The 21344-nt window shown below is 54.5% G+C and carries 15 protein-coding genes; 6 read left to right on the top strand and 9 right to left on the bottom strand.

What is annotated here, in order from left to right; translation table 11 throughout:
• Positions 1 to 27: 27 nt before the first annotated feature.
• From B5G10_RS04745 to ligA, 5 genes are all read right to left on the bottom strand, one after another.
• Positions 28 to 3021 (bottom strand): AAA domain-containing protein, encoded by a 2994-nt coding sequence (locus tag B5G10_RS04745; RefSeq protein WP_087423590.1) that lies wholly within the window; start codon positions 3019 to 3021, stop codon positions 28 to 30.
• Between the two features lie 368 nt (positions 3022 to 3389).
• Complete coding sequence (locus B5G10_RS04740; RefSeq protein ID WP_241147711.1) at positions 3390 to 4835, bottom strand: ATP-binding protein; 1446 nt, start codon at positions 4833 to 4835, stop codon at positions 3390 to 3392.
• A 361-nt stretch (positions 4836 to 5196) separates the two neighbouring features.
• Positions 5197 to 6090 (bottom strand): 4-hydroxy-tetrahydrodipicolinate synthase, encoded by an 894-nt coding sequence (dapA, locus tag B5G10_RS04735; RefSeq protein WP_087423589.1) that lies wholly within the window; start codon positions 6088 to 6090, stop codon positions 5197 to 5199.
• Positions 6091 to 6123: 33 nt separating this feature from the next.
• Positions 6124 to 6702, bottom strand: a complete 579-nt coding sequence (locus B5G10_RS04730; RefSeq protein ID WP_143241065.1) for a hypothetical protein — start codon at positions 6700 to 6702, stop codon at positions 6124 to 6126.
• 12 nt (positions 6703 to 6714) lie between these two features.
• Entirely contained in the window at positions 6715 to 8718 is a 2004-nt protein-coding gene (gene ligA, locus B5G10_RS04725; protein ID WP_087423587.1) for an NAD-dependent DNA ligase LigA, read from the bottom strand.
• A gap of 224 nt (positions 8719 to 8942) precedes the next feature.
• Here ligA and B5G10_RS04720 point away from each other — a divergent pair, with 224 nt between their 5' ends.
• Genes B5G10_RS04720 through B5G10_RS04710 form a run of 3 tightly spaced genes read left to right on the top strand, consistent with a single transcriptional unit; the run spans position 8943 to position 12512 of the window.
• Positions 8943 to 9722, top strand: a complete 780-nt coding sequence (locus B5G10_RS04720; RefSeq protein WP_087423586.1) for an alpha/beta hydrolase — start codon at positions 8943 to 8945, stop codon at positions 9720 to 9722.
• Entirely contained in the window at positions 9719 to 11281 is a 1563-nt protein-coding gene (gene murF, locus B5G10_RS04715; protein ID WP_087423585.1) for a UDP-N-acetylmuramoyl-tripeptide--D-alanyl-D-alanine ligase, read from the top strand. Before B5G10_RS04720 ends, murF begins: the two co-directional genes overlap by 4 nt.
• 49 nt (positions 11282 to 11330) lie before the next feature.
• On the top strand, positions 11331 to 12512 hold the full coding sequence (locus tag B5G10_RS04710) for a D-alanine--D-alanine ligase family protein (protein WP_087423584.1): 1182 nt from the start codon (positions 11331 to 11333) through the stop codon (positions 12510 to 12512).
• Positions 12513 to 12703: 191 nt separating this feature from the next.
• Here B5G10_RS04710 and B5G10_RS04705 read toward each other — a convergent pair whose 3' ends face one another.
• The 4 genes from B5G10_RS04705 to ruvX form a co-directional block, all read right to left on the bottom strand.
• Positions 12704 to 13297 carry a hypothetical protein gene (locus tag B5G10_RS04705; protein ID WP_087423583.1) on the bottom strand — a complete coding sequence of 198 codons (594 nt, stop codon included), beginning with the start codon at positions 13295 to 13297 and terminating at the stop codon, positions 12704 to 12706.
• Positions 13298 to 13473: 176 nt separating this feature from the next.
• The gene (gene ettA / locus B5G10_RS04700; RefSeq protein WP_087423582.1) at positions 13474 to 15159 is read right to left on the bottom strand and encodes an energy-dependent translational throttle protein EttA; all 1686 of its coding nucleotides are present in this window, start codon (positions 15157 to 15159) and stop codon (positions 13474 to 13476) included.
• 27 nt (positions 15160 to 15186) lie between these two features.
• Positions 15187 to 15753, bottom strand: a complete 567-nt coding sequence (gene def / locus B5G10_RS04695; RefSeq protein ID WP_087423581.1) for a peptide deformylase — start codon at positions 15751 to 15753, stop codon at positions 15187 to 15189.
• A 5-nt stretch (positions 15754 to 15758) separates the two neighbouring features.
• Positions 15759 to 16175: a Holliday junction resolvase RuvX gene (gene ruvX / locus B5G10_RS04690; RefSeq protein WP_087423580.1), complete on the bottom strand. Its 417-nt coding sequence runs from the start codon at positions 16173 to 16175 to the stop codon at positions 15759 to 15761.
• A gap of 319 nt (positions 16176 to 16494) precedes the next feature.
• Here ruvX and B5G10_RS04685 point away from each other — a divergent pair, with 319 nt between their 5' ends.
• The 3 genes from B5G10_RS04685 (at position 16495) to B5G10_RS04675 (ending at position 21266) form a co-directional block, all read left to right on the top strand.
• A complete protein-coding gene (locus B5G10_RS04685) occupies positions 16495 to 18780 on the top strand; it encodes a GH92 family glycosyl hydrolase (RefSeq protein WP_087423642.1) in 2286 nt (761 codons plus the stop codon).
• Positions 18781 to 18815: 35 nt separating this feature from the next.
• Complete coding sequence (locus B5G10_RS04680) at positions 18816 to 19754, top strand: endonuclease/exonuclease/phosphatase family protein (RefSeq protein WP_087423641.1); 939 nt, start codon at positions 18816 to 18818, stop codon at positions 19752 to 19754.
• A gap of 66 nt (positions 19755 to 19820) precedes the next feature.
• On the top strand, positions 19821 to 21266 hold the full coding sequence (locus B5G10_RS04675; protein WP_087423579.1) for a glycoside hydrolase family 125 protein: 1446 nt from the start codon (positions 19821 to 19823) through the stop codon (positions 21264 to 21266).
• The last annotated feature ends 78 nt before the right edge of the window (positions 21267 to 21344 follow it).

The raw sequence follows: 21344 nt of genomic DNA, 5'->3' as shown, positions 1-21344 counted from the left end.
CCAATCGGTCTTTCTTATTTTAACCCTCTATTTATCGGGAGCATTTCTCAGATATTCGACCAGTTGCAGGTATATGGGATTCCGGGACAACAGTTGCTCATTGCCCAACACGAACAACTGACAACGGGCCCGGGTGAGTGCCACATTCAGTTTGCGGTCGATGAGCTGCCCCGCCTCTTCGGTATAGCTGGGCAACCACTCGAGCTGCTGCTCGTCGTTCACCGAAAACGAATAGATGATGCAGTCGCTCTGCGATCCCTGGAACCGCTCGACCGTATCGATGCGTATCGCCTCGAAAGCCGGGTTATGGGCCCGGTCGAGCTCCTGGCGGATACGGGCTATCTGATGCCGATAGGGGGTGATGATGCCGACCGACTGCCTGCCGAACTCAAGCCCGTTGCGTTCATACAACCGATAGAGGGCATTGACCATCTCGGCCACCTTGCGAGCCTCCTCGTCGTTGTATTTCTTACCGGCACAAACCATCGTCGTAGGCAGGAAGGCCAATCGCCGCGTTGCCACAAACTGCTCCCACTCGTCGTTGCCCCGAATCGCAAACGGCAAGGGCGATACCTGGTGCGAAGCCGTACCGTTGCGCAGCACCCCCTGATAGAAATAACGGTTGGCAAAGGTGGCAATATCGGGGTGCATGCGCCACTGGCAATCGAGCATGTCGGCAAAAGGCGACCCCTCGGGCAACGAGCGGTAGAGGCGCTCAAAGAGCGATACCCTGCAATCGGTGAAACCGGCCGCCCGCAACTGCCCGTCGGTAATGACCGACTCTTCGGGCGGCTCCACCACGATAGCGGGCAACTGCTTGTGATCGCCTATCAGGATGAACTTGCCTATGGCATCGCGCCCGGTAGGCGTCGTCGCCGAGAGTACCCCCACGAGTTGGGGCTCGAGTATCTGCGAAGCCTCATCGATGATAGCCACATCAAAGCGTTTGAGACTGAAGAGTTCGGTTTTGCCCGCCAGCGACGAGAGGGTAGCCACGAAGATGCGACAGTCGCCGATAGCGCGACACACCTCCTCGCGATTGCGGCACGATTTCATGCGCTCGGCCAACAGATGCGGTCGATAAGCGGCATCGCACGAGAGAGGTTGTCCCACCCGTATGTAATCATCGACCTCGTCAATCGAGTCGAGCTTGTCGCAAATCTCGTCCACCGCCCGGTTGGTATAGGCCATCAGCAGAATCTGGCAATCGTCAATCGCCATGAACTCCCGCACCATGTGACGCAGAGCCATCGAAGTCTTTCCCGTGCCCGGTGGGCCCACCAGCAGAAAGTAGTCATCGGCCTGCACCGACTTGGTAAGGATGCGCAACAGGTGGTCATTGTCGTAGGTATAGGTCGGCCGACGCAGCGGGTTGCTCTGCGGCCTCTCATCGGGGTCTCCCGTGAGCAGCCCCCGCCGGTGCAGCGAAGCCCCCAACAGGGTATAGAGCCCCTTGTATTGCGTAGAAAAGGAAGAATCGACATAGTCGTGCTCGATGGCATAGAGCGAATCGGGGGGCAATGCCTCGGCAAAAAGTTGGCTGTCGCGCAGGCGCAGCACGACGCGTTCGGGGGTAAGCGAGGCAAGCGTAGCCCTGAAAATCTGGCAGGTCGATACCTGATCGGCCTCCCTGTCGCAACGGTAGAAGAGCACGATATCGCCCTCCCTGAAATCGGGCAACAGCCGTTCGCCCGAGAGGGCAAACTCCACCTCGGGAGTCTCGGCCGCCGCATCGTTGCGCACCAGCCGCAAGCCAGTGAACATATACCCCTCCCGCTCCTTCTCGCTGCGCGACATACGCCACAGCGATGCCGCCCCCGAGATACCCGAGCCCGAGGCATAACCCACCTTCGACAGGTAGTGCTCACGGGCTGTAAAGGCATAGAAGCGATAGAAATAGTTCAAAGCCAACCGATTGTCGGCACGGCGTTCGAGGCGGGCACGCCCCTGCTGAATCTCGGGGCGGATATAATGTTCGGTAAACCGGCTGGGCCGGGGAATGAGATTCTCGACACTCAACTGACTCGTGAGCCACTCGGCCTGCACGGCGCCGTAGCGGGCCACATCGCGCTCCACCGCCACGATTTTGTTGCGCAGGTTCAGGATAGCGCGCAACTCGCCGGGGGTAGCCTTCACCGGTCGCAACAGTCCGTCGGGATAGCGACTGCGGGCATAAAGCAGATAGAAGCGTTGCTCATCGAGACGCACTCCCAGCACGCTCTGCATCATCAGTTGATACAGCACCGACTGTACCCGGTGCGAAGGAGCAATCTTCGTGCAATTCTCCTCGGGAAAAGGCGGACGCCCCGCCTTCAACTCGATGCCACACACCCCGCCGTCGCGCTGCAAGAAGTCGAGACGCCCCTGCAGCCCCAGCGCCTCGCACACAAACGAGGGCTCGACCATCGCCCGGCGGCGGTCAATTGCATGGGCCGGGAGCAACGTGGCCATGAGGTATTGCAACGTGTCGAACTGGTGGCGCAAAGTCTGGAAAAACGAGCGGTCGATCGACGAAGTAGCCGCAAACTCAATCGGGTAACGGGCAAACAGCTTGGGCATCAACGACTCGAAGGAGACAACCCGGCAATCGTCGGCCGTTACCAACTCGTCAAACATGAGGTTCACCGAGTTACCCAACAGTATCGAGGCGGTCGTTGCCTTGGGGCGTATGCGGTTCCAAAAGTATCGCGGCCACCCCGCCCCATACTCCTGCACACACTCGGCCAAAGCACTCACATCGACCAGATAGTCGGGCTCGAGTATGAGGTAGTGCGGCAGCAAGGCGCCATCGACCACAGCCACATCAACCAGATTCAGCCGCGACCCCGGCTCGACCAGACGCAGTGTCTCGTCAAACTCGTCGTTCACCCCGACCCGATGCACGAGTACCCGCATCTCGGCCGGCAGGTCCGGCTCGTCGATACGTACCCGCAACCCCGACTCGTCGATACGCACCACCACGGCCCCGATGCGACGCAACGGGTCAAACGCATACGTTTCTTCTCTCTCGGGGTGGTTCATCTTCTCGCTTCGTTTTTCTCTCTACAAAAATACCCAATCGCCACCAGCGACCCAAATAAACAAGGAGGTATTTACCGGAGGATTTTCGACAGTGTGGTGTATCATTCCACTCCCCCGATACAAATCCAAAGATATCGGTCCAAGAGAGAAATCGTAGAGGTAACAGGTCATTAAAACAGAATTAATCAAAGCCTTAGAAAAATAACAAATCCACCGATAACAGAAGATTTAACTTAAGAATCAAGGAAAGCATCAAAATCACTATCAAATTCTTATTTTACATCTATTACTATATGACAATCAATAGCTTATATAGAAATGTAACAATAAGCTTTTTTTTTGAGCTTATTATTACATATGATATTTTATCATGTATTTTCCACTCGTTTTGAGTGATAAAGAAAGTTTGAAATCCAATATGAATAGATGGCAACAGGTATAAACATTATTTTTCCCTCTGAAATATCGTATGTTCCAAAACGAGTCTTCGATGTCACAAAGATCTTTTTTACCGTCGGGTTCAACGATAAAAACGAGTAAAGAGATTTTAATTCAGAAGGATTTTCAACAAAACGGTCGGTCCATTTTATTTCAGCAACCGATATAGCTTTCTGCGTTGCCACATCCACCCATACAATATCCACTTCACCTTTGCGGCGACCTTTCGCCCAATTCGCATAAAAGAAGTCTGTCTTTCCTCCTTGAATCCATTGAGAAAAGACCGTAGTCTCCACCATACTCCCCATAACCTCATCGCCTTCACTTATCGGGGTGAACAAGGCACTGCGCAACGAAGGGTTGGTAAGATATATCTTGAAAGATGTAACACGCTGCATACGCTTTGCATTCTGATCTATACGATTCACGACCTTTATCAAAAAAGCAGCCTCGAGATATTCGAGATACTTTTTTATTGTTTCTTTCCTAATACCAGCCTCCGTAGAAAGCGATTCGTATGAAAATTCGTTCCCGGAACGAAAAGCTATGTGCACAAACAACTTATTAAGTTCCTGAATATCTGATATTCCATAAAGGCTAGGGAGATCGCGCAACAAGACTTTATCGATAATATCGTTTTTAATATATCGCCCGGGATTACGACGAATAGTCTCCGAGAAAACAACCTCAGGATAACCGCCAAAATTGATATATTCAATAAAATGCCTATTAAGAGCATCAATATTAATCGTATCATACGGAGATATGCCATTGCTACTCTTCACTACCAGTGAATCCAGTTGCTTGAATTGTATATACTCATAAAATGTTAACGGGGGTAACAAGAAATCACTAAACCTACCGGCCCCACTCTCAATGCTTTTCATTTTCAAAGCAGCGGCAGCAGAACCAGAGGCTACAAAACGAGATGAACGGAATGTATCGACCATCGATTTTAAATGCACTTCCCAGTTCTTGAGATATTGTATTTCATCGAAAAACACATAATATCCGGCATAATCTTCTTCATTCTTGAGAGCTTTTCTGGAAAGAGAGAAGAGATCTTCCAAAGAAATATTATTATAGATAGGTGTATCTACCGATACATAAATAATTTTCTTAGGATTAACACCCGAAGAAATCAATCGATCTATAGCGTGATAGATCATAACCGTTTTTCCAACACGTCGTGGACCCATCAATATAACGGCTCGTCTTACAGACAAGTCTGTCACCAATTCATAAAAGTCATCCAAATATGCTCGGCGTGGGAGTTGAATAAAATCCTCATCTATACTTCCAAATTCCCACCAAGGATTATCAACCACCATACGTTTCTGGATTTCCTCTTCAATAACAGAATTCACGGCACTCATATATCTTGCATTTCAATATTTACAAATATATAAAATATTGCCTATTTACACAAATAATGCACAAATAAATATTATTCACTACTCTTATTTTTACAAAAACAATATATTTAGTATATATTCAATGCAAGTTTAGATCAATAGCGAACTATATGTCATTAATAAACTTCACGCCAATGGAGCAAGGAAACCACCCGTTGCTTCCTTGAATACTCGTTTATATAAAGAATCTCCATATAGAGAAATCCTCCACAAAAAAAGCGCAACCCGCTGTGGGTTGCGCTTTCTATATAAAGGAAATACAAATTCATTGTCATCTCCCCATCGCCGGGGAAAAACGGGGCTGTTCGCCCCCGCCCCTGCGTCAGGGAATGTAGTGCAGACTTTGCAATACGGCGCGTATCTTTTCGTAAGTGGTGATGCACGTAGGCACGAGCGGCAGACGCAGTTTGTTCTCGATGTAGCCCATGGCGTTGAGCAGACATTTCACACCGGCGGGGTTGCCATCGACAAAGAGCAGGCTGAAGAGTTCGGTGAAGCGGTGGTGTATGGGCAGGGCATTCTTGAAATCGCCGTTGAGTGCCAGGCGTACCATCTTGCTGAACTCCTTGGGAAAAGCGTTGCCGATTACCGAGATGACCCCGACAGCCCCCAGCGTGAGCAGCGGGAAAGTGATGCCGTCGTCGCCCGAGATAACCATGAAGTCGGCCGGCTTGTTCTTGATGATATCATCCATCTGGGTGATGTTGCCCGATGCCTCCTTGATAGCCACGATGTTGGGATACTCCTTGGCCAGACGCAGCGTGGTCTCGGCGCTCATGTTTACACCGGTACGTCCCGGCACATTGTACAGGATGACCGGCAGGCGCGAGGCTTGCGCGATGGTGCTGTAATGTTGATATATGCCCTCTTGCGAAGGTTTGTTATAGTAAGGAACCACCGACAGGATGGCGTCGTAGCCCGTGAAATCGTCGTGCTTCAGATGCTCGACAATACCACGCGTGTTGTTGCCACCAAGCCCCAAGACCAGGGGGATGCGACCCTTTACCCGCTCTACGACAAAACTTTTGATTTCGGCCTTCTCCTCCTCGGTCAAGGTGGGAGTCTCGGCCGTCGTACCCAGTACTACCAAATAATCGGTGCCATTTTGTATCAGATATTCAATCAGTCGGGAAAGGGCCCCGAAGTCGATGCTCTCGTCTTCTTTAAACGGCGTGATAAGTGCCACTCCCATTCCACTTAAATTGATTCTTGCCATATTTCTACCCTCTATTTATTTTCGCTTCCAAAATTACAGATTATTCTCTTTTACACCAATTTTCTTCCAATAAAAAAGCATATTCTTCAACAATTCGCCTGCATCGGGACGGCTTTTACCCGAGGTGGCCACGGCTCCATCGGGCTCACTGCCAGCGCGATGCTCGGGAATAATAATCTGCAACTGGAAGGGGTTTTCTTCTCTTTTGGCTATCCCCATCTTGAACCCGGCCCGAGAATGTATAGCCAGGCAAAGCAGGGCCAAAGAGCGGGTGGTCGAGACATCGAGCAGCACCTCGCCATCGTTGTTGTCGAAGCTCTGGAGGAATTGCCGGGTGGGACGGTTCCACAACCACGAAGTGTGCAGTTGCAAGATGGGATAGCAACCCGGTATCACTACCGGCATCTCGTTTTTGTGACGGGTCTCGACAACCAGGGTTATCTTTTTACCGGCGGCCGTCAGTTCGCCGATGACCGGCAACAGAGAAGGGATATCCCGCCCTTGCGCCAGCAAGACCAGCCGGCGGGCGTCGTCGAAAGCACAGAAGCTCTCGGGCATCGGCCGTCTGAGCCTACGCCTCACTTGCCATTCGGTAATAAACGCAAAACACATAAGCCTATCTATTTATCGAATCATCTCCAAAAATTCATCTTCCGACAGGATGCGCACCCCCAGCTTGCGCGCCTTCTCGAGTTTGGCCGGACCCATGTTCTCACCGGCCAGTATATAGGTGGTCTTGCTCGAAACCGAACCGGTGTTCACCCCGCCGTGCTGCTCGATCATAGCCTTGTACTCGTCGCGCGAGTGGTGGGTAAAGGTACCGCTTATCACAATCGTGGCACCGGCCAGTTTGTCGGTGCGATCGGCCAAGCGCTCCTCGGTAATCTGCATCTGCACGCCATAGCCCCGCAACCGTTCAATGAGCCGCAGGTTGTCTTCGTCGGCAAAATAGGCCACCACACTCTGGGCGATGCGCTCGCCGATGTCGCCTATCTGGGTGAGCTCCTCGACCGAAGCCTCTCGCAGACGGTCGATCGAGTGCAGGGCCATGGCCAGTTTCTTGGCTACGGTCTCACCCACATAGCGTATGCCCAGGGCAAACAGCACCCGTTCGAACGGCACCTCGCACGACTGGCGCACGGCATCGACAATGTTCTGGGCCGAGCGTTCGCCCATGTGCTCCAACTCGGCTATCGTCGAGGCCTGCAAGGTGTAGAGGTCGGCCACGTCTTTCACCAGTCCGGCGTTGTAGAACTGGTTGACGGTCTCGCTGCCGATACCGTCGATATTCATCGCCCTGCGGCTGATGTAGTGTTCGATACGCCCTTTGATCTGCGGCGGACACCCCTTCTCGTTGGGGCAAAACCAGGCAGCCTCGCCCTCGATACGTTTCAGCGGCGTGCCACACTCGGGACAGTTGCGTATGAAGCGCACCTTCTCGCCCACCAGCAGGCGGGCCGAGGTATCGACGGCCGTAATCTTGGGTATGATTTCGCCCCCCTTCTCGACATAGACCATGTCGCCTATGTGCAGGTCGAGGGCGTTGATAATATCTTCGTTGTGCAGGGTAGCCCGCTTGACTATCGTGCCCGAGAGCAACACCGGGTCGAGGTTGGCCACCGGGGTGACCGTGCCCGTGCGCCCCACTTGAAACGAGACCGAGTTGAGCCGCGTGAGTGCCTGCTCGGCCTGGAACTTGTAGGCGATGGCCCAACGGGGCGACTTGGCCGTGTAGCCCAGATTTTTCTGCTGGCGCAACGAGTTGACCTTGAACACCATGCCATCGGTAGCCACCGGCAGATGCTTGCGCTCGACATCCCAGTAATTGATATACTCTTTCATCTCATCGACCGAGTGGAGTATGCGCATGGCGTCGGAGACCTTGAAGCCCCACGAGCGGGCATATTGCAAATTCTCGTAGTGGGTATCGGCCGGCAGATTGTCGCCCAGCAGATAGTAGAGATAGGCGTCGAGTCCCCGAGCGGCCACCACGGCCGAGCTCTGCGACTTGAGGGTACCGGCCGCCGCGTTGCGGGGGTTGGCAAAGAGGGGCTCTTCCTGCTCCTCGCGCTCCTTGTTCAGAGCCTCGAACACGGCCCAGGGCATGAGTATCTCGCCCCTTATCTCGAACGAGTCGGGGTATCCCTCGCCCCGCAACTGCAGGGGTATGCTGCGTATGGTCTTCACATTCTCGGTCACATCGTCGCCCCGGGTTCCGTCGCCCCGGGTCACGGCCTGTACCAGGCGCCCGTGTTCATAGATGAGCGATATGGAGGTACCGTCGAACTTCAGTTCGCCCACCAGTTCAAACTCCTCGCCCATCAGCCCCGAGCGTACCCGCTCGTAAAAGGCAGCTACCTCTTCAATCGAATAGGTATTGCCCAGCGACAACATGGGGTAGCGATGCTCGACCTGTGTGAAGGCCCGGTTGATATCGTTGCCCACCCGCTGTGTGGGCGAGTTGGGGTCGAAGTATTGAGGATAGGCCTCCTCGAGCTGCTGCAACTCGTGCATCATCTCGTCGAAGGTGCGGTCGTCGATTGTCGGGGCATTCAACACATAGTAGTTATAGTTGTGCTCGTCGAGCTCCTTGCGCAACCGAGCTATTTTTTCTTGGGGAGATTCCATGCTATCCATCGCATTTTTGAAGTTTACCGTTACAGCGACAGGCTGGCACAGAGCGCCCTGCGAACCGCGCGCTCCATCGGGCCACAACCTGCCCCTGTCTCTGTTCTACGAATGACAAATATAGGGCTTTTACCCCGAAAAGCGGGTATAATTTGCCAAGAATGTTATACGCCGATAGCTATAAATAACTTATCTTTGCGGGTAAAATTATCAAGCGCAAAAAAATGCTGCAAACAAAAAATTTGTGTGGAGTGACGTTGCAGTACAACGTCGAGGGCGACGGCTATCCCGTGATACTCATGCACGGATGGGGGTGCAACCACACCACCGTGGCTTCGATAGAGCGACTGCTGGCTCCCCACTTCAAGGTCTATAACCTCGATTTCCCGGGATTCGGCGGGAGCAGCACCCCGCCTGCCGTGTGGGGGGTGGAGGAATATACCCGCCTGCTCGAGGCCTTTGTCAAGGCCGAAGCGATAGAACGCCCCATACTCATAGGCCACTCGTTCGGCGGCCGGGTATCGATACTCTTCGCCTCGCGCAATGCCACCCACAAGGTGATTCTGGTCGATGCCGCCGGCGTGAAACCTCGCCGACCGCTCAAATACTATGTGAAGGTCTATTCGTTCAAGCTGTGGAAACGGCTGCTGCCCCTCGTCGCAGGGAGCAAACGGGCCGGCGAAATTATCGAGAATTACCGCCGCAAGTCGGGTTCGGCCGACTACAACGCCCTCACCGGCACCATGCGCAATATTCTGGTCAAAGTGGTCAACGAAGACCTCAAGGAGGTGATGCCCCGCATCCAGTGCCCGGTGCTCCTCATCTGGGGCAAGAACGATACCGCCACCCCCCTGCGCGATGCCCGCACGATGGAACGGCTCATCCCCGATGCCGGGCTTGTGGCCTTCGACGACGCCGGCCATTACAGCTTTCTCGACAAGCCCTACGAGTTCAACGCCGTCGTTCAAAACTTCTTACATGACGATATAAAACAGCAATCATGAACCTGATACTCTCTATCATCACCTTCGTCGCTCTGCTATTCTACACCGCAATCGAAATCAAATTTCAGTTGCAGATGATGCAGCAGAATACCTACCGCAACGACCGCTACAACCGCTGGTTGAGCAGCGAATCGTTCGCCTCGGTATCGCGACTCGTCGATCTGTTTCTGCTCCTGTTGCTCTCGACCAATTTCCTGCCCCTCTTTGTGCAGATTGTTACCATCACGGTCGTCCTCTACAAGAGCGTGAACCGACTCAAGACCAAGTACAAAAAGCCATTGGTATTTACCCGCCGGGCCACACGGCTTTACCTCACGGCACTGCTGCTGACCCTCATTATTGCCGGACTGGCGGCCACAATCACCCAACTCGACAACGGTAGCCGGGCCCTGCTGGCCCTGGCTATTCTGGCCCCCTACCTCATGATGGCGGCCAACGTGCTGATGCAGCCTGTCGAGAAACAGATTAACCGCAAATATTACAACGAGGCCAAACAGATATTGGCCCAGATGCCCGGGCTCACCGTCATCGGCATCACCGGCAGCTACGGCAAGACCAGCACCAAGCACTACCTCTACCGCATCCTGTGCGAACGGTACAACGTACTGATGACTCCCGGTAGTTTCAACACCCCCATGGGTGTGATACGCACCATACGTGAGCAGATGAAACCCTACCACAACGTGTTCATCTGCGAGATGGGAGCCAAACAGATTGGCGACATCAAGGAGATTTGCGATCTGGTGAATCCGCAGATAGGTATCATCACCGCCGTGGGCGAACAGCATCTCGAGTCGTTCAAGAGCATCGAGAATGTGCAGCGCACCAAATTCGAGCTGGTCGATGCCCTGCCCGCCTCGGGCTTTGCCGTGGTCAACAACGACTTCCCCTACATCGCCAACCGGCCCGTCAACAACGTGCCCGTGAAGCGCTACACGATTGCCGATACCGGCGCCGACTATCACATCGAGGATATCCGCTACGACAGCGACGCTACCCGATTCACCGTGGTGGGCGGCGGCGAACGCATCGAGTTGAGCACGAAGCTCATAGGCGAGTGCAACCTGTCGAACCTCATGGCCGCCGTCATCGTGGCCCGGCACCTGCAAGTGCCCGTGCAATCGATACAGTATGGCGTGAGCCGCATCGAGCAGGTGGAACACCGCCTGAACATGAAACGGACTCCCGGCGGAATCTCGATTATCGACGACGCCTTCAACTCCAACCCCGACGGTGCCCGCATGGCACTCGACGTGCTGCGCCGCATGACTCAGGGCAAGCGCATTGCCATCACCCCGGGCATGATCGAACTGGGCGACAAGCAGGTCGAATACAACCGCACACTGGGACGCCAACTCGCCACCGCCTGCGACTATGTGATGGTGGTGGGTCGCTACAATCGCGACGCCATTCTGGCCGGACTGGAGGAGGAGAAATTCCCCGAGGAGAAACTCTTCGTGGCCGACTCCTTTGCCGAGGCACAGGCCCGGCTCGCCCAGGTAGCCGAAGCCGGCGATACCGTCCTCTACGAAAACGACCTGCCCGATACATTCAAGTAAACCCGAATATTATCAAGAAACAAGCAATACAGTTTATCACAGAAAGATTATGAAGACTACCGTTGGTGTTTTTTTCGGAGGCCGCTCGACCGAGCACGAAATCTCCGTTATCTCGGCCCTGCAAGCCATCCATGCCTTTAACAAGGACAAATACGAAATCATACCCATATACATTACCAAACAGGGTCGCTGGTTCAGCGGCGATGCCCTGCTCACGGTGAAGAACTACCGCGACATGGCCGCCCTGCAAAAGATGTGTACCGAGGTCTATATGGTACCCGAGTATGGCGACTACAACGTCTATCGCAAGAAAAAGCCCCTCTTCGGGAGCGACATCTGGGCCAAGCTCGATGTGGTAGTGCCCGTGCTGCACGGCAGCAACGGCGAAGACGGTATCTTCGAAGGGGTGCTCGAATCGATTGGCATCCCCTATGCCGGCTGCAACACCCTGGCATCGGCCAACGGCATGGACAAAATCACCATGAAGATGATCATGGAGAAGTGCGGAATCCCCATTGTCGATTACGTCTGGTTCACCGACAAGCAGTGGTTTGCCCAACGCGACAAACTCATCGAGGAGATTGAGACCCGCCTGGGCTACCCCGTCATTGTGAAACCGGCCAACCTGGGCTCGAGTGTGGGAATCTCACACGCCGACAACCGCGAGGAGCTCATCGCCAAAATCGACGTGGCCGAGAAATACTCGACCCGCATCGTCATCGAAGATATGGTCGAGGATCTCAAAGAGATTAACTGCTCGGTACTGGGCGACTGCGACGACTACCGCACCTCGGTGTGCGAAGAGCCCATCAAGAGCGGCGACATACTCACCTATGAGGACAAATACATGGGCGGCGGCAAATCGAACAAGGGCATGCAGGCCATCCAGAAACGAATCCCGGCCGACCTCACCCCCGAGGAGACCGCCCGTGTGCAGTTCCTGGCCGGCGAGACCTTCCGGGTACTCTCGTGCCACGGCGTGGCCCGTGTCGATTTCATGATCGACGGCAAGAGCGGCGCCATCTATGTGAACGAAATCAACACCATCCCCGGCTCCCTCTCGTTCTACCTGTGGGAAGCATCGGGTATCCCCTTCGACCAACTCATGGATCGCTTGGTCGATCTCGCCCTCAAGCGCAAACGCGAGTCGGCCATGAAGACCGTCAGCTACGACCAGAACATCTTCAACCTGGGCAAAGGACTCAAAGGCGGCAAGATGGGAGCCAAATAGGCTCTCCATCCTATTCAGATACGGAACGAGGCACATCGGTTGTACATCGGTGTGCCTCGTTCTTTTCATTTATGCCACAAACAGCTGACGTTCACCAAACACAAGTAGAGACAGATAAAAAAATCTCCCGAGGTGCAAGACTAAATGTCACCCCGGGAGACTTCTGTATAGAATACCTAAAACACCTATTTTTATCTTTTATCGAAAGAGAGGTCTTTTTTCTCCGGCCCGGGCCTACCTGGCTTATCGGGTTCGGGCTTGAAGAGGAAGGGACCCATCACCTCCTTTTCCAAGACTTTCCAACGATTGTATTGCTCCTGGTCGAGCACCTTCTTCAGTTTCTTGTCCCGCTTTTGTGCCGCTTTGGCGAGCTCTTTGGCTATTTTCTCGGGATCGGGCCGGTCGTCATTCCAAGCGCCCTCCCGAGGGGGCATGGGAGGACGACCGCCTCCCATGCCATTCAATCCACCACTCATGGGCGGAGGTCCACCGGCCATGCGATGGCCACGAGGTGGTCTCTCTCCAACCCCTTTTTCTTTTCCCCTCTGCGGAGTAGGCCGATACTTGAATATCTTTTTCTGCTCCTCAAGTTGTATTTTATAGATTTTCTTTTCCTGTTTCTCGGTGAGCCCCAACCGGGTGCGCATCACCTCGGTAATGCGGCGGGCATTCCCCTCGGGCGAAGGGATATCCTTGTACGACTTGACCGGTGCCCCGGCCCACACTGTCGTCAGAAGACTCAACCATACCAGCAATAAAGCTCCTATTTTCAATCGACTTTTCATTCTGGTTTTCCTTTTTCTCTGTTACAAAGAAATAACGAATATATGGCCTTTGAAAATAGTTTAGACAATCGGGGCGATTGTCACGACCAACCGCCCGGCTCCAAGGCCCGAAACGCACAACGGCAAGCCCCAGGGACTTGCCGTTGTATCATCGCAATTATTGATTGTCTCTTGATTTACTCCATGAGTTTGCGATAGCGCACCCGATGGGGCTGCACATCGCCCAGACGCTTCTTCTTGTTCTCTTCGTAATCGGAGTAGGAACCCTCGAAATAGAATACCTTCGAATCGCCCTCAAAGGCCAGGATGTGGGTACAGATGCGGTCGAGGAACCAGCGGTCGTGCGAGATGACCACGGCGCAACCGGCAAAATTCTCGAGACCCTCCTCGAGTGCCCGCAGGGTATTCACATCGATATCGTTGGTAGGCTCGTCGAGCAACAGCACATTACCCTCTTCCTTGAGAGCCATGGCCAGGTGCAGGCGGTTGCGCTCTCCACCCGAGAGTACGCCGATGAGTTTCTCCTGGTCGGCACCGGTGAAGTTGAATCGCGACAGATAGGCCCGGGCATTGACATCGCGGCCCCCCATGCGGAAGGTATCGAGACCGCCCGACACCACTTGATAGACGGTCTTGGCAGGGTCGATATCCTTGTGGGTCTGATCGACATAGGCTATCTTGACTGTCTCGCCTACCTCAAACGAGCCCTTGTCGCACTTCTCCTGCCCCATGATGAGTTTGAAGAGGGTGGTCTTACCGGCTCCGTTGGGACCGATTACACCCACAATGCCGTTGGGCGGCAGCACGAAGTCGAGGTTGTCGAAGAGCAGTTTGTCGCCATAGGCCTTGGCAACTCCATGGGCTTCGATTACCTTGTTGCCCAGACGGGGACCGTTGGGTATGAAGATTTCGAGTTTCTCTTCGCGTTCCTTCTGGTCCTCGTTCAACAGTTTGTCGTAGGAGTTCAAACGGGCCTTACCCTTAGACTGGCGGGCTTTGGGAGCCATGCGCACCCACTCCAGCTCCCGTTCGAGAGTCTTGCGGCGCTTGCTGGCCTGTTTCTCCTCCATAGCCATGCGCTTGGTCTTCTGCTCGAGCCACGAACTGTAATTGCCTTGCCAGGGGATACCCTCGCCCCGGTCGAGCTCGAGAATCCAGCCAGCCACATGATCGAGGAAGTAACGGTCGTGGGTGATGGCGATAACCGTGCCGGGATATTGATGCAGATGCTGCTCGAGCCAGTCGATCGACTCGGCATCGAGGTGGTTGGTAGGCTCGTCGAGCAGGAGGATATCGGGTTGCTGCAACAGCAGTCGGCACAAGGCCACGCGGCGGCGCTCACCCCCCGAGAGGTATTTCACGAGCTGATCTTCGGGCGGACAGCGCAGGGCATCCATGGCCCGCTCGAGTTTGTTGTCGAGATTCCAGGCATCGGTAGCATCGATGTGGTCTTGCAGTTCGGCCTGACGAGCCATGAGGGCCTCCATCTTGTCGGGATCCTCGAGCACCTCGGGATCGCCAAACGATTCGTTCACCTTCTCATACTCGGCCAGCAGGTCGAGAATGGGTTGCACGCCCTCCTGCACCACCTCTTTCACCGTCTTTTCGGGATCGAGTTTCGGCTCCTGTTCGAGGTAACCCACCGAATAGCCCGGCGAGAAAACTACCTCGCCCTGGTACGATTTCTCCACCCCAGCGATAATCTTCAGCAGAGTCGATTTTCCCGAGCCGTTGAGACCGATAATACCAATCTTCGCCCCGTAGAAAAACGAGAGATAAATGTCTTTCAATACTTGTTTGTGAGGCGGAAACATTTTGCTCACGCCCACCATCGAGAATATAATCTTCTTGTCGTCGGCCATATAAAAAAGAGTAATTGGTGTTGAGTTTTATTTCTTGGCGGGTGTAGCTTTCACCCGATAGTCGCAGCGCACCTTGCCCTTGATGATATTGACCAGTTTGGCCTTGATGAGCTGCTTGCGGATGGGCGAGATGCGGTCGATAAACACCTTGCCCTCCAGGTGGTCATACTCGTGCTGTACCACCCGCGAGAGGTATCCCTCGATTACTTCGTCGTGGGCGACAAACTCCTCGTCGAACCACTTCAACCGAATTTTCTCGATGCGGGTAACCGATTCGTAAACTCCCGGCAGACTGAGGCATCCCTCGTCGCGCGACTCCTTGCGGCCATCCTCGAGCACCTCGAGCTGGGGATTGATAAGGGTAAGTCTCTTGCCCTCACAGTCGGGGAAATACTCGGCCATGGGGCTTACATCGATTACAATCAGCCGTATCGACAGCCCCACCTGAGGGGCGGCCAAGCCTATGCCCTCAGCGGCATACATCGTTTCATACATATTGGCTATCAGCTCCTTGAGCTGCGGGTAAGAAGCATCAATCTCTTCGGTCTCCTTACGAATGACGGGGTGTCCGTACAGATAAATAGGCAATACCATATCTCTTATTGTTTTTTACTTTCCAAATAATCCCTGAGGATAATCGTCGCGCTTATCTCATCGACCAATTCCTTATTGCGGCGGGCCATCTTGGGCAGACCGCCGTCGAGCATGGCCCGGTGGGCCAGCACCGAGGTGAAGCGCTCGTCGAAAAATTCAACCGGAACCTGGGGAAAGAGTTTCCTGAACCGATTGACAAAGGGGGTAATATAGCGCATACTCTCCGACGGCTCGTTGTTCATCTGCCGGGGCAACCCCACGACAATCCGCTCGACCTCCTCGCGCTGCATATACTGCGTGAGAAACTCGATAAGTTGCGACGAGGCAACGGTAGTCAAACCGTTGGCGATGATTTGCAGGGGATCGGTCACCGCAATACCCGTGCGCTTTTTACCGTAATCTATCGAAAGTATTCGTGCCATATATCGGGCAAAGATAGTGAAAGGTGAGCGCAGAGACAAACAGAAAACGAAGTTTTCAATGTTTGGCTATGCCGAACCGCATCCTATTTTCGCAGCGTACAAAGGTAGCGATTTACGCTCGATTTGACAAATTTGTGCAGCAAAGGCTTCAAATTTCACGGTCGTTTCAAGCAGTTTCCCAACCTCGTTTTTTTAGGGCAACGCTATTCCAGTTCCCGAGAATATCACTATCTTTGTAGAAGATAGGGAGCAAAAGCTCCCCTGGGACGAACAAGAGCCTACGGCTCATTTACTTATGAAACACCACAACCCGAACACCATGAAGCGACACACCCTCCTGCGCAACTTGCTTTTTGCAGGCGCTCTCATCAGTAGTCTTCCGCTACTGGCCAAAACCTCACCCGTCGATTATGTCAATCCCCTTGCCGGGACACTGTCGAAATATGAACTCTCAACGGGCAACACCTACCCGGCTATCGCCCTGCCGTGGGGCATGAACTTCTGGACCCCGCAAACCGGCCCCATGGGCGACGGCTGGACCTATACCTACACGGCCGATAAAATCGTGGGGTTCAAGCAGACTCATCAACCCAGCCCCTGGATGAACGACTATGGACAATTCTCGCTCATGCCCGTGACCGGCGGTGTGGTCTTTGACCAGGAACAGCGGGCCAGCTGGTTCTCGCACAAGGCCGAGGTGGCCAAGCCCTACTACTACAAGGTTTACCTGGCCGACCACGACGTGACCACCGAACTGACGGTAACCGAGCGGGCGGCCCTCTTCCGTTTCACCTTCCCCGAAGAGGCCAACTCCTATGTGGTTATCGATGCTTTCGACCGGGGATCGGCCATAAAGATTATCCCCGAGGAGAACAAAATCATAGGCTACTCGACCCGCAACTCGGGCGGAGTACCCGAGAACTTCAAAAACTACTTCGTGATTGTTTTTGACAAACCCTTCAAATTTACGTCGGTGGCTCTCGACAACGCCATCAAGACCAACCAGACCGAAGCCCGGGGCAACCATGCCGGGGCCATCGTAGGCTTCTCGACCCGCCGAGGTGAACAGATTCACGCCCGGGTAGCCTCGTCGTTCATCAGTCCCGAGCAGGCCGAAATCAACTTGCGGGAACTCGGCGACGGTAACTTCGACCGGCTGGTCAAGCGAGGTAAAGCCCGGTGGAACGAGGTCTTGTCGCGTATCGAAATCGACGACAACCGCATCGACCACCTGCGCACCTTCTACTCGTGTCTCTACCGGTCGTTGCTCTTCCCTCGCACCTTCTACGAAATCGATGCCGTGGGACGGGCCGTCCACTACAGCCCCTACAACGGGCAGATACTGCCCGGCTACATGTTCACCGATACCGGTTTCTGGGATACCTTCCGCTCGCTCTTCCCGCTGCTCAATCTCATGTATCCGTCGATGAACAAGAAGATGCAGGAGGGGTTGGTCAACGCCTACCGCGAAAGCGGATTCCTGCCCGAATGGGCCAGCCCGGGACACCGCGACTGCATGATCGGGAACAACTCGGCCTCGGTGGTAACCGATGCCTACGTCAAAGGGCTCAGGGGATACGACATCGAGAAACTGTGGGAGGCTCTGAAGCATGGAGCCAACGACCACCTCGAGGGATCGGCCTCGGGACGGGTGGCTTTCGAAGCCTATAACCGCCTGGGCTATGTTCCCAACAACATAGGCGTGGGACAGAGTGTAGCCCGCACCCTCGAATATGCCTACAACGACTGGTGCATCTATACCCTGGGCCGGCTGCTGGGGAAACCCGACAGCGAAATCGATATCTACAAACAACGTAGCCTCAACTATCGCCAGGTCTATAACCCCGACAAACGACTCATGGTGGGGCGCGACGACCAGGGCAACTTCAACTCCCTATTCAAAGGCACCGACTGGAGCGACGACTTCTGCGAAGGGAACAGCTGGCACTGGAGCTTCTGCGTCTTCCACGACCCGCAAGGGCTCATCGACCTCATGGGCGGCAACCAGGTGTTCAACCACATGATGGACTCGATATTTGTCATGCCCAGCTACCTGGGTATGGACAGCCGCGACGTCATCCACGAGATGCGCGAGATGCAGGTGATGAACATGGGCCAGTATGCCCACGGCAACCAGCCCATACAGCACATGGTCTATCTCTACAACTACTCGGGCCAACCCTGGAAGGCACAAAGCCACATCCGCGAAATCATGCACAAGCTCTACAACCATACCCCCGCCGGATATTGCGGCGACGAGGATAACGGTCAGACCTCGGCCTGGTACATCTTCTCGGCCCTGGGGTTCTACCCGGTATGCCCGGGTTCCGACCAGTATGTAATGGGGACGCCGCTCTTCGAGAAGGCGACCCTGCACCTCGAGAACGGGAAGAAATTTGTCATCGAGGCCAACGGCAACAACGACCTCACCCCCTACATCTGCTCGATGAAACTCAACGGCAAGAGCTACACGCACAACTACCTGACTCACGGCGACCTCACCCGCGGCGGGAGGGCCCAGTTTGTGATGGGCGATAAACCCAACCTCAAGCGAGGCACCGACGCGGCCGACGCCCCCTACTCCTTCTCTCAGGAAAACCAATAACCTGCAAAAAACTTTCATTCGTCATGAGCATTCACATGAACAATAGGCTGGGAATTGTTCCCCTACTCGTCCTGCTGCTGGGACTTTGCGCCTGCCAGAACAACAAGACAGCCACCTTCACCGTGGCTTCGTACAATCTGAGAAATGCCAATGCGGCCGATTCGGCCCAGGGCGACGGCTGGCAACAGCGTCTCCCGGTCATTGCCGACCTCATCCGCTTCCACGAATTCGACATCTTCGGCACCCAAGAGGGACTCAAACATCAACTCGACTCTCTCAAGAACCGCCTGCCGGGATTCGACTACATAGGTGCCGGACGCGACGATGGGAAGGACCGAGGCGAGCATGCCGCCATCTTCTACCGCACCGACCGCTTCGAGCTGCTCGACCACGGCAACTTCTGGCTCTCCCAAACCCCCGACACACCCAGCGTGGGATGGGATGCCGCGCTGCCCCGAATCTGCACCTGGGGACACTTCAAGGTCAAAGGAAGCCCGTGCGAGTTTCTCTTCTTCAACCTGCACATGGACCACATCGGGAAAGAGGCCCGGGTCGAGAGCGCCTACCTCGTACAACAGAAGATGAAAGAGATAGGCCAAGATATGCCCGTGATTCTTACGGGCGACTTCAACGTCGATCAAACCCATCGCTCCTACCAGGCTCTCACCGAAAGCGGAGCACTGGGCGACTCGTATGAAAAGGCCCGGTTTCGCTATGCCCTCAACGGCTCGTTCAACGGGTTTGCCCCCGACAGCTACACCCAAAGCCGCATCGACCACGTGTTCGTGTCGCCCGACTTCACGGTGCTGAAATACGGCGTACTCACCGACAACTACCGCACGGTCAAAGCCGACAATCAGGATGCCCAGGTGAAAGACTACCCCAAAGAGATTGTCATCAAGAGCTACGAAGCCCGCATGCCCTCCGACCACTTCCCCGTAGAGGTGGTGCTCGAGCTCGGCTGCAAGAAATAATCGGCCGACAGATGTCAAACAGAACCCGAATATAAACCTGTTTTATTCATATTACCCGTTTTTCATATGAAAATCATAGCCCAAGTAAGCTGCCTGTGTCTGGCCCTGGGATGCGGAGTCCCTGGTGTACAGGCGGCAACCAGTCCCGTGCCTGTGGCCCAGGCCGACAATACCCGCGTACAATACACCTGCCAACGCCCGCAAGAGCGGCTGTTCACCTCGACGGCTGTCGAGAAACAGATTGCGCGTGTAAAAGCCCTGCTCACCAATGCCCGGCTCGCCTGGATGTTTGAAAACTGTTTTCCCAATACGCTCGACACCACCGTCCACTTCGACGGCAACGACGACACCTTTGTATATACCGGCGACATTCACGCCATGTGGCTGCGCGACTCGGGAGCCCAGGTGTGGCCCTATGTGCAGCTGGCCAACGACGACCCCCAACTGAAAAAGATGCTGGCCGGCGTCATCAACCGCCAGTTCAAGTGTATCAACATCGACCCCTATGCCAACGCCTTCAACATGGGCCCCACCGGTGGCTACTGGCAATCGGACCTCACCGACATGAAACCCGAGCTACACGAGCGCAAATGGGAAATCGACTCGCTGTGCTACCCCATCCGGCTCGCCTACCAATACTGGCAGGTAACGGGCGACACCTCGGTATTCGGCGACGAGTGGATTGGTGCCATCACCCTCATCGTGCGCACCTTCAAGGAGCAACAGCGCAAGGAGGGTGTGGGTCCCTACAGCTTCATGCGTCGCACCGAACGGGCACTCGACACAATGACCAACCGGGGCCTGGGCAACCCCGTGAAACCCGTGGGACTCATCTGCTCGGCCTTCCGCCCGTCGGACGATGCCACCACCTTCCAGTTCCTCGTACCCTCCAACTTCTTCGCCGTGACCTCGCTCAGAAAAGCGGCCGAGATACTGCGCACCGTCAACCACGACGAAACACTGGCCCGGGAGTGCACCGCTCTGGCCCGGGAGGTGGAGGATGCCTTGCAGAAATATGCCGTCTATAACCACCCGAAATATGGACCGATTTATGCCTACGAAGTCGATGGTTTCGGCAACCAGTTGCTCATGGACGACGCCAACGTACCCAGCCTGCTGGCCATGCCCTACCTGGGCGACGTGGCCATAGACGACCCCATCTACCAAAATACCCGCCGCTTTGTATGGAGCCAGGACAACCCCTATTTCTTCAAAGGTAAAGCCGGCGAAGGCATTGGCGGCCCCCATGTGGGTTACGATATGGTATGGCCCATGAGTATCATGATGAAAGCCTTCACCAGCCAGGACGACCAGGAGATAAAAGACTGCATCGAGATGCTCATGACCACCGATGCCGGCACGGGATTCATGCACGAGTCGTTCCACAAAGACAACGCCAGCAACTTCACTCGCGCCTGGTTTGCCTGGCAAAACACCCTCTTCGGCGAACTCATTCTCAAGCTGGTAAACGAGGGTAAAGTCGATCGGCTCAACAGCATCGACATCCAATAATCATCGCTCAATTACACAAGAGAAATATATGTCTGTCATCTAAAAAGCGTATATTTCTCTTGCGTTTTTTTAAATAGA

Origin of the sequence: Barnesiella sp. An55 (assembly GCF_002161555.1) — a bacterium.
GTDB lineage: Bacteria > Bacteroidota > Bacteroidia > Bacteroidales > Barnesiellaceae > Barnesiella > Barnesiella merdipullorum.
The sequence above is the reverse complement of the archived record's forward strand: the minus strand, read 5'-3'. Positions and strand labels throughout refer to the sequence as shown.

Coding starts and splice junctions, on each gene's coding strand:
- B5G10_RS04745 (WP_087423590.1), bottom strand. CDS start 3,021: ATGAACCACCCCGAGAGAGAAGAAACGTATGCGTTTGACCCGTTGCGT.
- B5G10_RS04740 (WP_241147711.1), bottom strand. CDS start 4,835: ATGAGTGCCGTGAATTCTGTTATTGAAGAGGAAATCCAGAAACGTATG.
- dapA (WP_087423589.1), bottom strand. CDS start 6,090: ATGGCAAGAATCAATTTAAGTGGAATGGGAGTGGCACTTATCACGCCG.
- B5G10_RS04730 (WP_143241065.1), bottom strand. CDS start 6,702: ATGTGTTTTGCGTTTATTACCGAATGGCAAGTGAGGCGTAGGCTCAGA.
- ligA (WP_087423587.1), bottom strand. CDS start 8,718: ATGGAATCTCCCCAAGAAAAAATAGCTCGGTTGCGCAAGGAGCTCGAC.
- B5G10_RS04720 (WP_087423586.1), top strand. CDS start 8,943: ATGCTGCAAACAAAAAATTTGTGTGGAGTGACGTTGCAGTACAACGTC.
- murF (WP_087423585.1), top strand. CDS start 9,719: ATGAACCTGATACTCTCTATCATCACCTTCGTCGCTCTGCTATTCTAC.
- B5G10_RS04710 (WP_087423584.1), top strand. CDS start 11,331: ATGAAGACTACCGTTGGTGTTTTTTTCGGAGGCCGCTCGACCGAGCAC.
- B5G10_RS04705 (WP_087423583.1), bottom strand. CDS start 13,297: ATGAAAAGTCGATTGAAAATAGGAGCTTTATTGCTGGTATGGTTGAGT.
- ettA (WP_087423582.1), bottom strand. CDS start 15,159: ATGGCCGACGACAAGAAGATTATATTCTCGATGGTGGGCGTGAGCAAA.
- def (WP_087423581.1), bottom strand. CDS start 15,753: ATGGTATTGCCTATTTATCTGTACGGACACCCCGTCATTCGTAAGGAG.
- ruvX (WP_087423580.1), bottom strand. CDS start 16,175: ATGGCACGAATACTTTCGATAGATTACGGTAAAAAGCGCACGGGTATT.
- B5G10_RS04685 (WP_087423642.1), top strand. CDS start 16,495: ATGAAGCGACACACCCTCCTGCGCAACTTGCTTTTTGCAGGCGCTCTC.
- B5G10_RS04680 (WP_087423641.1), top strand. CDS start 18,816: ATGAACAATAGGCTGGGAATTGTTCCCCTACTCGTCCTGCTGCTGGGA.
- B5G10_RS04675 (WP_087423579.1), top strand. CDS start 19,821: ATGAAAATCATAGCCCAAGTAAGCTGCCTGTGTCTGGCCCTGGGATGC.